Annotated in this window: 12 protein-coding genes; 9 read left to right on the top strand and 3 right to left on the bottom strand. The window is 70.6% G+C overall.

What is annotated here, in order from left to right; genetic code table 11:
• Positions 1 to 9 precede the first annotated feature (9 nt).
• The 7 genes from CRP55_RS04140 (at position 10) to CRP55_RS04110 (ending at position 9,821) form a co-directional block, all read left to right on the top strand.
• Positions 10 to 921: an ABC transporter ATP-binding protein gene (locus tag CRP55_RS04140; protein WP_097318062.1), complete on the top strand. Its 912-nt coding sequence runs from the start codon at positions 10 to 12 to the stop codon at positions 919 to 921.
• Entirely contained in the window at positions 918 to 1,748 is an 831-nt protein-coding gene (locus CRP55_RS04135; RefSeq protein WP_097318061.1) for a DUF2705 family protein, read from the top strand. Before CRP55_RS04140 ends, CRP55_RS04135 begins: the two co-directional genes overlap by 4 nt.
• A 136-nt stretch (positions 1,749 to 1,884) precedes the next feature.
• The gene (locus tag CRP55_RS04130) at positions 1,885 to 5,610 is read left to right on the top strand and encodes a multifunctional oxoglutarate decarboxylase/oxoglutarate dehydrogenase thiamine pyrophosphate-binding subunit/dihydrolipoyllysine-residue succinyltransferase subunit (RefSeq protein ID WP_097318733.1); all 3,726 of its coding nucleotides are present in this window, start codon (positions 1,885 to 1,887) and stop codon (positions 5,608 to 5,610) included.
• 60 nt (positions 5,611 to 5,670) lie between these two features.
• A complete protein-coding gene (locus CRP55_RS04125) occupies positions 5,671 to 5,850 on the top strand; it encodes a DUF6104 family protein (RefSeq protein ID WP_097318060.1) in 180 nt (59 codons plus the stop codon).
• Positions 5,851 to 5,866: 16 nt separating this feature from the next.
• On the top strand, positions 5,867 to 6,556 hold the full coding sequence (locus CRP55_RS04120) for an AAA family ATPase (RefSeq protein WP_097318059.1): 690 nt from the start codon (positions 5,867 to 5,869) through the stop codon (positions 6,554 to 6,556).
• A gap of 71 nt (positions 6,557 to 6,627) precedes the next feature.
• Entirely contained in the window at positions 6,628 to 8,709 is a 2,082-nt protein-coding gene (pta, locus tag CRP55_RS04115; RefSeq protein ID WP_097318058.1) for a phosphate acetyltransferase, read from the top strand.
• Positions 8,706 to 9,821, top strand: a complete 1,116-nt coding sequence (locus CRP55_RS04110) for an acetate/propionate family kinase (RefSeq protein WP_097318057.1) — start codon at positions 8,706 to 8,708, stop codon at positions 9,819 to 9,821. Before pta ends, CRP55_RS04110 begins: the two co-directional genes overlap by 4 nt.
• A 36-nt stretch (positions 9,822 to 9,857) precedes the next feature.
• On the opposite strand, the gene CRP55_RS52765 is transcribed toward CRP55_RS04110, so the two are convergent.
• A complete protein-coding gene (locus CRP55_RS52765) occupies positions 9,858 to 10,025 on the bottom strand; it encodes a hypothetical protein (RefSeq protein WP_179855005.1) in 168 nt (55 codons plus the stop codon).
• 275 nt (positions 10,026 to 10,300) lie between these two features.
• Here CRP55_RS52765 and CRP55_RS04105 point away from each other — a divergent pair, with 275 nt between their 5' ends.
• Positions 10,301 to 11,086 (top strand): alpha/beta hydrolase family protein, encoded by a 786-nt coding sequence (locus CRP55_RS04105; RefSeq protein WP_245922766.1) that lies wholly within the window; start codon positions 10,301 to 10,303, stop codon positions 11,084 to 11,086.
• 32 nt (positions 11,087 to 11,118) lie between these two features.
• Positions 11,119 to 11,688: a lipoprotein gene (locus CRP55_RS04100; protein WP_218854037.1), complete on the top strand. Its 570-nt coding sequence runs from the start codon at positions 11,119 to 11,121 to the stop codon at positions 11,686 to 11,688.
• 7 nt (positions 11,689 to 11,695) lie between these two features.
• Here the strand turns inward: CRP55_RS04100 and CRP55_RS04095 are convergent, their stop codons facing one another.
• Together CRP55_RS04095 and CRP55_RS04090 are read right to left on the bottom strand one after the other, a co-directional pair.
• Positions 11,696 to 12,646, bottom strand: a complete 951-nt coding sequence (locus CRP55_RS04095; RefSeq protein WP_097318054.1) for a zinc-binding dehydrogenase — start codon at positions 12,644 to 12,646, stop codon at positions 11,696 to 11,698.
• A gap of 41 nt (positions 12,647 to 12,687) precedes the next feature.
• Positions 12,688 to 13,941 carry an NAD(P)-dependent malic enzyme gene (locus CRP55_RS04090; protein WP_097318053.1) on the bottom strand — a complete coding sequence of 418 codons (1,254 nt, stop codon included), beginning with the start codon at positions 13,939 to 13,941 and terminating at the stop codon, positions 12,688 to 12,690.
• Positions 13,942 to 14,004: the final 63 nt, after the last annotated feature.

Genomic DNA, 14,004 nt, shown 5'->3' with positions numbered 1-14,004 from the left:
AGGATTTCGATGAGCACCGACGAGATCGTCGTCGAGCACCTCACGAAGCAGTACAAACGTCTACGTGCGGTGGACGATCTCTCGTTCAGCGTCCGCACCGGCCGCGTGACCGGCTTCCTCGGTCCCAACGGCGCGGGCAAGACCACGACGCTGCGCATGCTGCTCGGCCTGGTCACGCCGACTTCCGGCCAGGCCACCTTCGGCGGCACGAAATACGTCGACCTGCACGACCCGCTCAAGCACGTCGGCGCGGTGCTCGAGGCGTCCAGCGCCCACCGCGGCCGCACCGGGCGCAACCACCTGCGGATGATCTGCCGCGCGGCCGGCCTGCCGGACAGCCGGGCCGACGAGGTGCTGACGATCGTCGGGCTCACCCCGGCCGCCAACCGCAAGTTCAAGGGCTACTCGCTGGGCATGCGCCAGCGGCTCGGCATCGCCGCGGCCCTGCTCGGCGACCCGCGCGTGCTGATCCTCGACGAGCCGGCCAACGGCCTCGACCCCGAGGGCATCCGCTGGATGCGCGACCTGCTCAAGGCGCTGGCCTCCGAGGGGCGGACGGTGCTGGTCTCCAGCCACCTGCTGGGCGAGATGCAGCTGCTGGCCGACGACGTGGTGATCGTGGCGGCCGGCAAGCTGATCCGGCAGGGCCCGGTCGACGAGGTGCTGGGCACGATGGGCACGGGCGCGCACGTCCGGGTCCGCACCCCGCAGGCGGCCGAGCTCAAGGCCGCCCTCTCCGAGCTGAACGCGACCGCCACCGAGCAGTCCGACGGCTCCCTCATGGTCGTCGGCGCCGAAGCGGCCGCGATCGGCCACGCCGCCTTCACCGCCTCGGTCGAGCTGCACGAGCTGGCCACCGAGCGCGGCGATCTCGAACAGGTGTTCCTGCAGCTGACGGCCGGAAAGGCTGGAATCCGATGAGTCTCGGCCTGGTCAACGCGGAACTGTTCAAGGTCCGCACCACCTCGATCTGGTGGATCCTCGGCATCGTCCTGGTGCCGTTGTACGCGGCGAGCGTGCTGGCCAACTGGGCCACGTTCGCCACCACCGACCCCGCCACCACCGAGGGCGCGAGCGACGTGCAGGCCGAGCAGGTGCAGGCCGCGCTCGAGCCGGTCAACGTGGCCACCACGATGTACACGAGCGGTCAGTACTTCGGCATCCTGATCGTGGTGCTGCTCGCCGCGATCATCGTGACGAGCGAGTTCTTCCATCTGACGGCCACTACCACGTTCCTGACCACGCCGCGGCGGGAATCGGTCATCCTGGCCAAGTTCGGCGCCGCGATCGTGGTGGGCCTGATCGTGTGGCTGCTGACGACGGTGATCAACCTGATCGTCGTACCACCGATCATGTCGAACCTCGACGTGCCCACGCAGCTCGGCTCGGCCGACGTCTGGCGGGCGATCGGGCTCAACGCGCTGGCCTTCGTGCTGTGGGCGATCCTCGGCGTCGGCGTGGGCGTGCTGATCCGCAGCCAGATCGCGGCCACACTGGTCCTGGCCATCTCCTACGTGGTCGGCAGCGCGGCCCTGCAGCTGGTGTTCTTCCTGCTCAGCCAGTGGGTGGCCGAGTGGATCAACAAGCTTCAGGTGCTCGTGCCGACCACCGCCTCGCAACTGATGATTTCCGGAACCGACCTGCCGGGTAACCCTCCGCGATGGGTCGGTGCCGCCGTGCTGATCGGCTACGCCGCCATTACCGGAATCATCGGCACATTGATCACCAAGCGTCGCGACATCTCTTGAGGAAAGGGCGTCACACAACCGACGTGGGGACAGTTCGCCTCTAGGGACGGCGTAGCCTGGATGCCGAATCCTTCCCGTCCCATGTGACGGAAACAGTCGCGTGCTGACAAACATGGTGAAAGAGGCGAACACGGAAGTGTCGACCCAGCAGACCTCTCATGAGAACCCACTCGCGGACTTCGGTCCCAACGAGTGGATCGTCGACGAGATGTACCAGCGTTACCTGGCCGACCCCACCAGCGTCGACCCCGCATGGCACGACTTCTTCGCCGACTACAAGCCGGCGATGGCCACGGGTTCGATCGTGACGCCCGACGAGGCGACCGCGGCGAACGCCACCGCCAGCGCCAAGCGCGCCGGCACCGACGCACCGGCCGCCACCACCGTGGCCCCCGTCAAGCCGACTGTTCCCGCCGCGGCTCCGGCCCAGGAGAAGCCCGCCCCGAAACCGGAGGCCAAGCCGGCGCCCAAGCCGGCTCCGGCCGAGGCCAACGGCAAGGCGTCCGAGGGTGCCAAGACCACCACGCTCCGCGGTGTCGCTGCCAAGATCGTACAGAACATGTCGGCCTCGCTGGAGGTGCCGACCGCCACATCGGTGCGCACGGTCCCGGCCAAGCTCATGGTCGACAACCGCATCGTGATCAACAACCACCTCCAGCGCGGCCGGGGCGGGAAGGTCAGCTTCACCCACCTGATCGGCTGGGCGCTGGTCCGCGCGGTCATGAAGCACCCGGAGATGAACAACTCGTTCGCCCAGGTCGACGGCAAGCCCGCCCTGGTGCAGCCGGAGAGCATCAACCTCGGCATCGCCATCGACCTCGCCAAGAAGGACGGCTCCCGCACGCTGGTCGTGCCGTCCATCAAGGGCTGCGAGAAGATGGACTTCCGCAAGTTCTGGCAGGCGTACGAGGACGTGGTCCGGCGCGCCCGCCGCAACGAGCTGACCATGGACGACTACGCCGGCACGACGATCTCGCTGACCAACCCGGGCGGCATCGGCACGGTGCACTCCATCCCCCGCCTGATGACCGGCCAGAGCGCCATCATCGGCGTCGGCGCCATGGAGTACCCCGCTCCCTACTCCGGCATGAGCGACGAGACCCTCACCGACCTCGGGGTCAGCAAGGTCACCACGCTGACCAGCACGTACGACCACCGGGTCATCCAGGGCGCGCAGTCCGGCGAGTTCCTCAAGGCCATGCACGAGTTCCTGCTCGGCGACCACGGCTTCTACGACGAGATCTTCACGTCGCTGCGCATCCCGTACGAGCCGGTCCGCTGGGTCCGCGACGTCGCGCACACCTCCGAGGGCCAGATCGACAAGGCGGCCCGGGTCGTCGAGCTCATTCACGCGTACCGCGTGCGCGGCCACCTCATGGCCGACACCGACCCGCTCGAGTTCGAGATCCGCCGCCACCCCGACCTCGACGTGCTCCAGCACGGGCTGACCCTGTGGGACCTCGACCGGACGTTCCCGGTCGGCGGCTTCGCCGGCAAGCAGAAGATGAAGCTGCGCGACGTGCTCGGCGTCCTGCGCGACACGTACTGCCGCCGGGTCGGCATCGAGTACATGCACATCCAGGGCCCCGAGGAGCGGCGCTGGATCCAGGACCGCATCGAGATCAAGTACACGAAGCCCGACGCGGACGAGCAGAAGCACATTCTCAACCGGCTCAACGCGGCCGAGGCCTTCGAGACCTTCCTGCAGACCAAGTTCGTCGGCCAGAAGCGGTTCTCGCTCGAGGGCGGCGAGTCGCTGATCCCGCTGCTCGACGCGGTGCTCGAGTCGTCGGCCGAGGCCGGGCTGGACGAGATGGTCATCGGCATGGCCCACCGCGGCCGGCTGAACGTGCTGGCCAACATCGTCGGCAAGCCGTACGAGAAGATCTTCAACGAGTTCGAGGGTCAGATGGACCCGAAGTCGGCCCACGGCTCCGGCGACGTCAAGTACCACCTGGGCCAGACCGGCAAGTACACGGCGCCCGACGGCGAGCACGCGACGACCGTCAGCGTGGTCGCCAACCCCTCCCACCTGGAGGCGGTCGACCCGGTGCTCGAGGGCATCGTCCGGGCCAAGCAGGACCGGCTCGACCTCGGCCTGCACGGCTACACGGTGCTGCCGGTGCTCGTGCACGGCGACGCCGCGTTCGCCGGGCAGGGCGTGGTGGCCGAGACGCTCAACCTCTCCCAGCTGCGCGGCTACCGCACCGGCGGCACGGTGCACGTGGTCGTCAACAACCAGGTCGGCTTCACCACCGCGCCCGAGTACAGCCGCTCGTCGCTCTACTCGACCGACGTCGCCCGGATGATCCAGGCGCCGATCTTCCACGTGAACGGCGACGACCCCGAGGCCGTCGTGCGGGTCGCCAAGCTGGCCTTCGAGTACCGCCAGGCGTTCAACAAGGACGTCGTGATCGACCTGGTCTGCTACCGCCGCCGCGGTCACAACGAGGGCGACGACCCGTCGATGACCAACCCGCGGATGTACGAGATCATCGACACCAAGCGCTCGGTGCGCAAGCTCTACACCGAGGAGCTGATCGGCCGGGGTGACATCACCGTGGACGGCGCTCAGGAGCAGCTGCGCGACTACCAGTCCCAGCTGGAGCAGGTCTTCAAGGCCACCCGCGACTCGGCCGGCACGCCGCCGCGCCCGCGGGTGATCTCCGAGGAGGCCGAGCCCGAGGTCGACACCGCGGTCGACGCGGCAGTGGTCCGCTCGGTCGGCCAGGCCCACATCGAGCTGCCCGAGGGCTTCACCCCGCACAAGCGGGTCCAGCAGCTGCTCGAGCGCCGGGCCAAGATGGGCAACGACGGCGGCATCGACTGGGGCTTCGGCGAGCTGGTCGCGTTCGGCTCGCTGCTCAGCCAGGGCGTCACGGTCCGGCTCGCCGGCCAGGACTCGCGCCGCGGCACGTTCGTCTCCCGGCACGCCTCGGTCGTCGACGCCAAGACCGGCAAGGACTTCCTGCCGCTCTCCACCCTGGCCACCGGCAACGCCCGCTTCTTCGTGCACGACTCGCTGCTCAGCGAGTACGCGGCGATGGGCTTCGAGTACGGCTACTCGGTGGAGAACCCGGAGGCGCTGGTCCTCTGGGAAGCCCAGTTCGGCGACTTCGTCAACGGCGCCCAGTCGATCGTCGACGAGTTCATCTCCTCCGGCGAGGTGAAGTGGGGCCAGAAATCGTCGCTGGTGCTGCTGCTCCCGCACGGCCAGGAGGGCCAGGGCCCCGACCACTCGTCGGGCCGTCCCGAGCGGTTCCTGCAGCTCTGCGCGCAGGACAACATGCGGGTGGCCAACCCGACCACCCCGGCGAACTACTTCCACCTGCTGCGCCGCCAGGCCCTGTCCAGCAAGCGCAAGCCGCTGGTGGTCTTCTCACCCAAGTCGCTGCTGCGCCACAAGCTCGCGGTGTCGTCGGTCGCCGACTTCACGCAGGGCACGTTCCAGCCGGTCATCGGCGACGCCGGGGTCAACGGCACGCCGCTGGACGCCGGCTCGGTCAAGCGGGTCCTGCTCTGCTCGGGCAAGGTCTACTACGACCTGTTCCAGGCCCGGGCCGAGCGCGGCATCACCGACACGGCGATCATCCGGATGGAGCAGATCTACCCGTTGCCGGTGGCGGAGCTCAAGGCGATCCTGGCCCAGTTCCCGAACGCCGAGGACTACGCCTGGGTGCAGGAGGAGCCGGCCAACCAGGGCGCCTGGTCGTTCGTCGCGCTCAACCTGCTCGAGCACCTCGAGGGTGTGCGCCTGCGGCGGATCTCCCGCCCGGCCGCCGCCGCGCCGGCCGTCGGCTCGGCCAAGATGCACGACGCCGAGCAGACGGCACTGATCGAGGCCTCGCTGCCGCGGCCGTGATCTCGTTGTGAAAGAGGGGGCGCTCCGCCGCGGCGGAGCGCCCCCTCTTACTATCCGGGCATGTACTTCACCGATCGCGGCATCGAGGAGCTGGTCGAACGGCGTGGCCAGGAAACGGTCACGCTGGAGTGGCTCGGCGAGCAGCTGCGGACCTTCGTCGACCTGAACCCCGAGTTCGAGACCCCGATCGAGCGGCTGGCCACGTGGCTGGCCCGCGACGACGAGGACGAGGACGAATAGTTCTCCGGTCCGGCGCGTGGAGCTCTCCCCCGATGCCGAGATCGACCGAACGCAGTGGTGGGCACGGATCCCAGCCGTCCGTGCCCTGCTCGACCACGGGCTGAACATCCCGGGCGGGGTGACGTTCCTGGTCGGCGAGAACGGATCGGGCAAGTCGACGCTGATCGAGGCGCTGGCCGTGGCCACCGGGCTCAACCCGGAGGGCGGGTCGCGGTCGGCCCGGCACTCGACCCGGGCCACCGAGGCGCCGCTGGGTTCCCTGCTGAAAGTCATCCGTACGCCAGGGAAGCGCGTCAACTCGTACTTCCTCCGGGCCGAGACCACCCACGGCCTGTACACGTACCTCGAAGGTCTTCCGGGCGACAATCCGGACGCCGGGCTGCACGAGCAGAGCCACGGCGAAGGGTTTCTGGAGCTTTTGACCCGCAAGTTCCGGGGGTACGGGTTCTATCTGATGGACGAGCCGGAGGCGCCCCTCTCGTTCACGTCGACGCTGGGGCTGCTCCAGATGCTGGACAAGCTCCGCGCGGACGGCGCGCAGGTCGTGGTCGCCACGCATTCGCCGCTGCTGACGGCCCTGCCCGGGGCGACGATCCTCGCGCTCGGCGCGGACGGCATCGCGAAGGTGGCGTGGGACGACCTGGAGATCGTGGCGAACTGGCGCGGATTCCTGGCCTCGCCGACCGCGTACCTCCGCCATTTGTGACAGGCATGGCGTCATCCACAGTTAGGACTTTCGGCCCGGCGGTGCCCGGGTCTCGCCGGTAGGTTTGGTCCGTGGCACGAAGTGTGTATGTGACCGGTCTGGGGCCGAGCGTCGGCAAGGGCACGGTCGCCCTCGGGTTGGTGGAGCTGCTCTCCCGGCAGGTCGCGCGGATCGGTGTCTTCCGGCCGCTGGTGGCCGGGGCCGAGGACGATCCGCTGCTCACCCTGCTGACCAAGCGCTATCCGGTCGTCGCGCCCTACGCGGAGTCGTACGGCGTGACCACGGCCGAGGCGAGCGCGCTGGTCGCCGACGGCAAGTGGGAAGAGCTGATCTCCCGCATCGTCGAGCGCTACCGCGAGGTCGAGCGGCTGGCGAGCTCGGTCGTGGTGATCGGCAGCGACTTCGCGGCCGGCGCCAGCGCCGACGACGAGATCCCGCGCGAGCTGGGCTTCAACGCCCGGCTGGCCACCGAGTTCGGCAGCGTCGTGATCCCGGTGATCAGCGGCGCCGGGCGCGGGGCGGAGTCGCTGGTCGCGGCGGCCCGCAGCGCGTACCACTCGCTCACCGACCTCGACGCGACAGTCCTCGCCGTCATCGCCAACCGCGTGCCGCCCACGGTCCGGACGGCCCCGCTGCTCGAGGCCGGGCTTCCGGTGCCGATGTGGGCCATTCCCGAGGTCGCCGCGGTGAGCGCGCCGACCGTGGCCGAGGTGGCGGCCTCACTCGACGCGACCGTCATCTCCGGCGGGGCGAGCGCCCTCGACCGCGACGTGCTCGACTACGTGGTCGGCGCCGCCCACGTGCCGGCCCTGCTCGACCACCTGACCGACGGGGCGCTGCTGATCACCCCCGGCGACCGGGCCGACCTGCTGGTCGCGGCCAGCGCCGCCCACGCCGCCGGCAACGTGACCCTCGCCGGCCTGGTGCTGACCCTCGGCGAGCGGCCCGACGAGCGCGCGGTCCGGGTGATCGAGCGGCTCAACACCGGCCTGGCCATGCTGGTGGTCGACTCCGACAGCTACCACACCATCTCCGCCGCCGGCCGCATCGAGGCCCGCCTCGGCACGGGCACGCCCCGCAAGATCGAGGCCGCGCTCGGCGCCTTCAAGGAGAGCGTCGACACCGGCGAGCTGACCCGCCTGCTCGACGTGGCCCGTTCCAGCCGGGTCACCCCGCTGATGTTCGAGAACGATCTGATCGACCGGGCCCGCGCCGAGCGGCGCCACCTCGTGCTGCCCGAGGGCACCGACGAGCGCATCCTGCGGGCCACCGAGACGCTTCTGCGGCGCGGCGTGGCCGACCTGACCCTGCTCGGCGTCCCCGACGAGATCACCCGGCGGGCCCGCGAGCTGGGCCTCGAGATCGGCGGCGCCCAGCTGGTCGACCCCGAGACCAGCCAGTGGCGCGACGAGTTCGCCGCCACCTATGCCGAGCTGCGCAAACACAAGGCGGTCTCGCTCGATCTGGCGTACGACGTGGTCCGCGACGTCAACTACTTCGGCACCCTGATGGTGCAGGCCGGCAAGGCCGACGGCATGGTCTCCGGCGCCAACCACACGACCGCGGCCACCATCCGGCCCGCCTTCGAGATCATCAAGACCGTTCCCGACGTGTCGGTGGCCTCCAGCGTGTTCTTCATGCTGCTGGCCGACCGGGTCCTGGTCTACGGCGACTGCGCGGTCAACCCCGACCCCGACGCGGCCCAGCTGGCCGACATCGCGCTCTCCTCGGCGCGGACGGCGGCCGCCTTCGGCATCGAGCCGCGGGTGGCGATGCTGTCGTACTCGACCGGCAGCTCCGGCGCGGGCGCCGACGTGGAAAAGGTCGCGGCGGCCACGGCCCTGGTGCGCGAGCGGGCGCCCGAGTTGCCGGTCGAGGGCCCGATCCAGTACGACGCGGCCATCGACCCCGCGGTGGCGGCGACCAAGCTGCCCGACAGCACCGTCGCGGGCAAGGCGACGGTCTTCATCTTCCCCGACCTCAACACGGGCAACAACACGTACAAGGCGGTGCAGCGCTCGGCCGGCGCCGTCGCGGTCGGCCCGGTCATGCAGGGCCTGCGGCGCCCGGTGAACGACCTGTCGCGTGGGGCGACAGTCAAAGACATCGTCAACACAGTGGCCATCACAGCGATCCAGGCGGCGGCACGATGACTCGAGTTCTGGTCCTCAACAGCGGTTCCTCGTCGGTGAAGTACAGGCTTTTCGACGGCACCGAGACGGTCGCCAAGGGCCTCATCGAGCGGATCGGCGAGGCCGGCGGCGACACGGCCGACCACCGCGCGGCCCTGCAGCGCATCATGGACTCGGTCGACCTGTCCGGCCTGGCCGCGGTGGGTCACCGGGTCGTGCACGGCGGGCCCGAGTTCAGCGCGCCGACGGTCATCGACGACGAGGTCGTCGCCCGCATCGAGTCGCTGGTGCCGCTGGCCCCGCTGCACAATCCGGCCGCGCTGACCGGCATCGAGGTGGCCCGCAAGCTGCTGCCCGACGTGCCACAGGTGGCGGTCTTCGACACGGCGTTCCACGCCACGATCCCGCCCGAGGGCGTGACCTGGGCGATCGACGCCGCATTGGCCGAGCGATGGCAGATCCGGCGGTACGGGTTCCACGGCACCTCACACGCCTACGTGGCCCGCAAGACGGCCGAGCTGCTGGGGCGCCCGGTCGAGGACACGAACGTGATCACGCTGCACCTCGGCAACGGAGCGAGCGCCTGCGCGGTCCGGGGCGGCCTCAGCGTGGCCACGTCGATGGGCATGTCACCGCAGGGCGGCCTGGTGATGGGCACCCGCAGCGGCGACATCGACCCGACGGTCGTCTTCCAGCTGCATCGCGTGGCCGGCCTGCCGATCGAGGAGATCGAGAACAGCCTGACCCGCCACGCCGGCCTGCTCGGCCTCACCGGCGAGAACGACCTGCGCGCCGTCATCAAGCGCCGCGACGCGGGCGATCCGGCCGCCGGCCTGGCCTTCGACGTCTACTGCCGCCGCATCCGCGAATACGTCGGCGCCTACCTGGCCGTGCTGGGCCGCGTGGACGCCATCGCCTTCACCGCCGGCGTGGGCGAGAACTCGCCGCCGGTCCGGGCCTCGTCCCTGTCCGGCCTGGAGCCCCTGGGCATCGAGATCGACCCGTCCCGCAACGAGAGCGGCGACAGCGTCATCTCGCCGGACGGCACCCGCATCCCGGTCTGCGTCGTACCCACCGACGAGGAGCTGGAGATCGCCGACCAGTCCCGGACGGCGCTCTCCCTCTCCCGCTGACGGCCGGCGCGGGTCATGCCCGCGCCGGGCCGGCGCTCAGGCTACGAGCCAGACGATCAGGGCGATGACGACCACGGCGACGGCGACGGCGCCGATGATCAGCGGGGTCTTGGAGGCCGGGGCCTGCTGTTGCTGCGGGGCATCCTCCGTGAAGGCACGGAACGCCTCGGTGTTGCCGCTCGGGTCGACTCTGTTGTCAGACATGCGCAAGACCTTAGCGAAACAGCGCTCGCCCTCCGACCCCACAGTCACCGCGCGGCCCGTCTACCTGGACAAACGCCCCGTACCGGGATTCACCCCAACGAGGAGGGGCTCAGCCGTAACGTCGCTCGCCGGCGGGTTGCGCAGCGCGAGTCAGAATGGGACGGGTGCATCGCCGAACTCTTGTCCTCGGGCTCGGAGCCGTCGCGCTCGCCGGTTGTTCGACCGAGAAAGCCGCACCCAGGCCCAGCCTTCCGCCCGCCACGAGTGTTCCGACCGTGACAGCGACCAGCCCGGCCACCTCGAGACCGGCGGCGAAGAAGGCGCCGGCACGGCAGTTCCCGGTCGGCACGCGGCGGCTGGCGCTGCGGCGAGGGGCGGACCGGCCGCTGACGACGACGGTCTGGGCGCCGAAGGGTGACGGGCCGTTCCCGCTCATCCTCTTCAGCCATGGGCTGACCGCGAATCCCGGCAGCTACGCCGACCTGCTGCGGTCGTGGGCGCGGGCCGGGTTCGTGGTGGCGGCGCCGGCCTATCCGCACACCTCGGGCGAGTCGGGCGAGCTCAACGTGCTTGATGTGCTCAATCAGCCGGCCGACGCCTCGTACGTCATAACCGAGGTCCTGGCCGAGCTCAAAGGGAGCATCGACGCCGAGCGGGTCGCCGCCGCCGGGCACTCGGCGGGCGGGATCACCACGATCGGCATGTTCAGCAACGCCCGGGACGAGCGCCTGGTCGCCGGGGTCGTGCTGGCCGGCCGGCAGGTGCTCGCGTCCCCGTTCACCGGGGCCGAGGCGCCGCTGTTCTTCGTGCACGGACAGCGCGACAAGGTGGTGGGCTACAGCGACGGCCGGGCCGCCTACGACGCCGTGCCCTGGCCCAAGGCCCTGCTCAGCGTCGTCCGGGGCGGGCACATCGCGACCGGCCCGGCCTTCGACGTCGTGTCCGCGACGACCACGGACTTCTGGCGCTGGAGCCTGTACGGCGACTCCGCCGCCCGCAACCGCCTGAAAGCGGACGCGACGCGCGGCGGGCTGGCCACGCTGGACGAAAAGCTGCATTGACACCCATGCCCACGCAAGATCCAATATGCCGCGTGAGAACGGGGACACGGATCGTGGCGGCCGCGGCCGCCGTCGCACTACTCGGCGGTTGTTCCGGCGAACAGCGGGACCTCCCGAAAGCGGAGAGTGACACCTGGGGCGATCCCCCGGCAGCGGCCTCGGCCGCGAAGATCGGCGCGCCGGGCTCGGCCTGCCCGCTTCCGGTCACCTTCGACCTGGCCGCGGACTGGTCCCCCGAGGGGGTCGAGGACGGCCTGTTCGACCAGGGCGGCTTCGCCCTGCGCTGCGAGATCGACGCCAAGCCGGCCGGCCACCTGGGCTTCCTGCGCGTCTGGACCGGTCCCGGGGCCGACTCCGCGGCCGCGCTCGAAACCTTCGTCAAGGCCGAACAGGGCACAGCCGCGATCACCGACCGCCGCACCCGCCCCCACAAGCTCGGCACCGAGGCGACCTACATGGACGTCGAGAACGAGCGCCCCGAACGCGTCCTCGCCGTGTTCACCACCCAGGGCATCGTCATCCTCACTCTGGGCGGCGCCGACACCGAGGAGCACAAGGCCATGCTTCCCGCGTACGTCCTGGCCAGCCGGACCATCGCATAAGCGCTGCTCAGTGCAGCAGGTCGACGACGACCTTGCCGAAGATGTCACCCGACTCGAGGCGGGCGAAGGCGTCGCCGACGGCGCTGAAGCCGTACGTCGAGTCGACCACCGGGCGCACGCCCGTCGACACGAGCAGGCCGAGCAGCTCCTCCAGGTCGTCCCGGGTGCCCATCGTGCTGCCCAGCACGTCGAGGCGCATGGCGAACAGCCGCCGCAGGTCCACGGTGGCCAGATGGCCGCCGGTGGCGCCGCAGACGACGATGCGGGCGCCCGGATTGGCGCATTTCATCGAATGCTCGAAGGTGGGCGCGCCCACCGACTCGATGACGACGTCGACCCGCTCGGGCAGGCGCGCGCCGGGCTCGACCGCCGTCGCCCCGAGCTCCGCGACGCGTTCCCGTTTTCCCGGGTCGCGACTGGTGGCGTACACCCTCTTGCCCATCGCCAGCGCCAGCGCGACCGCCGCCGTGGCCACCCCGCCGCCGGCGCCCTGCACCAGCACGGCGTCCGCCTCGTCGACGCGGCCGCGCGTCTTCAGCATGTGAAACGCCGTGAGCCAGGCCGTGGGCAGGCAGGCCGCGTCCACGAAGGACAGCCCGGCCGGCTTGGCCACCAGGCTCTCCGGCGGCACCGCGACCCGCTCGGCCAGCGTGCCGGGATGACGCTCGGAGAGCAGCGACAGACCGCGCGGGTCGGCCTCGTCGGCGACGACCGGATAGATGACCACCTCGTTGCCGTCCGGGTCGACGCCGGCCGCGTCACAGCCGAGGATCATCGGCAGGCGGTCGGCGGGCAGCCCCACTCCGCGCAGCGACCAGAGGTCGTGCTGGTTGAGCGAGGCGGCCCGCACCTCGATCGTCACCCAGCCGTCGGGCGGGGTCGGCTCGGGCCTCTCGCCCACGCGCAGCGCGGAGCGGGGGTCGTCGGGATCGGCGGCGATGGCGTAGGCGGCGCGCATAGCTGAGAACCCTAGTGGCGCGCCGCCCTCGGACGGAACGGTCAGGAAACCGCTGTCGTACGGGTCTCGGGCGCGACCGGCGCACCACGGCGGGCCACCCCGTCGGCGATGGCCGCGGCGGCGACCGCCTCGGCAACCGCGGGCGCGACCCGGGGGTCGAGCGGCGACGGCACGATCGCCTCGGGGCGCAGGTCGTCGGAGACCACGTCGGCGATCGCCTCGGCCGCGGCCACCTTCATCCGCTCGGTGATCGTGGAGGCCCGCACGTCGAGGGCGCCCCGGAAGATGCCCGGGAAGGCCAGCACGTTGTTGATCTGGTTGGGGAAGTCGCTGCGGCCGGTCGCCACGACCGCCGCGTACTTGTGGGCGAGGGCCGGCGGCACCTCGGGCGTCGGGTTGGCCAGGGCGAAGATGATGCCGCCGGGCGCCATGCCGGCGATCGCGCTCTCGTCGATCGCACCGCCGGAGACCCCGATCAACACGTCGGCGCCGATCAGGGCCTCGGTGATCCCGCCCGTACGGCCCGACAGGTTGGTCGTCGCCGCCAGCTCCGCCTTGATCGTGGTGAGGTCGCCGCGCTCGGCGTGGATGATGCCGCGCGAGTCGCAGACGATGACGTTGGCGCCCTCGACACCGGCCGCGATCAGCGTCTGGGTGATCGCCACCCCGGCCGCGCCGGCGCCGCTGATCACGACGCGCAGGTCGGCGAAGCGGCGGCCGAGCAGCTTGGCCGCGTTGCGCAGCGCGGCCAGCGTGACCACCGCGGTGCCGTGCTGGTCGTCGTGGAAGACCGGGATGTCGAGCTCGGCGTCGAGCCGGCGCTCGATCTCGAAGCAGCGGGGCGCGCTGATGTCCTCGAGGTTGATGCCGCCGAACGACGGCGCCATCGCCTTGACCGTCGCGATGATGCCCTCGACGTCCTGCGTGTCCAGGCAGATCGGGATCGAGTCGACGCCGCCGAACTGCTTGAACAGGATGGACTTGCCCTCCATGACCGGCATCGCGGCCTTGGGGCCGATGTTGCCGAGACCGAGCACCGCCGACCCGTCGGTGATGACGGCGACCGTGTTGGCCGTCCATGTGTAGTCGGAGTAGAGCGACTCGTCGTCGGCGATGGCCTCGCAGACCCGGGCCACGCCGGGCGTGTAGGCCAGTGACAGGTGGTCGCGGCTGGTCAGCGGGACGGTCGCGCTCATCTCCATCTTGCCGCGCTGGTGCAGCTCGAAGACGGGGTCGGCGGCGAGGGCGGGATCGAGCTCGAAACTGAAGTAGGACACGGTGACTCCAACCGGCATCAGGACGTTGTCGAGGCGCTCACCGATCGCACGGCGAGTTGTGCGCCGGACCGGAGCGCGATG

This window comes from Paractinoplanes atraurantiacus (assembly GCF_900215205.1).
GTDB classification, from domain to species: domain Bacteria; phylum Actinomycetota; class Actinomycetes; order Mycobacteriales; family Micromonosporaceae; genus Actinoplanes; species Actinoplanes atraurantiacus.
Note: the sequence above shows the minus strand (reverse complement) of the source record. Positions and strands in the feature narration are given on the sequence as shown.

Coding starts and splice junctions, on each gene's coding strand:
- CRP55_RS04140 (WP_097318062.1), top strand. CDS start 10: ATGAGCACCGACGAGATCGTCGTCGAGCACCTCACGAAGCAGTACAAA.
- CRP55_RS04135 (WP_097318061.1), top strand. CDS start 918: ATGAGTCTCGGCCTGGTCAACGCGGAACTGTTCAAGGTCCGCACCACC.
- CRP55_RS04125 (WP_097318060.1), top strand. CDS start 5,671: ATGTACTTCACCGATCGCGGCATCGAGGAGCTGGTCGAACGGCGTGGC.
- CRP55_RS04110 (WP_097318057.1), top strand. CDS start 8,706: ATGACTCGAGTTCTGGTCCTCAACAGCGGTTCCTCGTCGGTGAAGTAC.
- CRP55_RS52765 (WP_179855005.1), bottom strand. CDS start 10,025: ATGTCTGACAACAGAGTCGACCCGAGCGGCAACACCGAGGCGTTCCGT.
- CRP55_RS04095 (WP_097318054.1), bottom strand. CDS start 12,646: ATGCGCGCCGCCTACGCCATCGCCGCCGATCCCGACGACCCCCGCTCC.
- CRP55_RS04090 (WP_097318053.1), bottom strand. CDS start 13,941: ATGCCGGTTGGAGTCACCGTGTCCTACTTCAGTTTCGAGCTCGATCCC.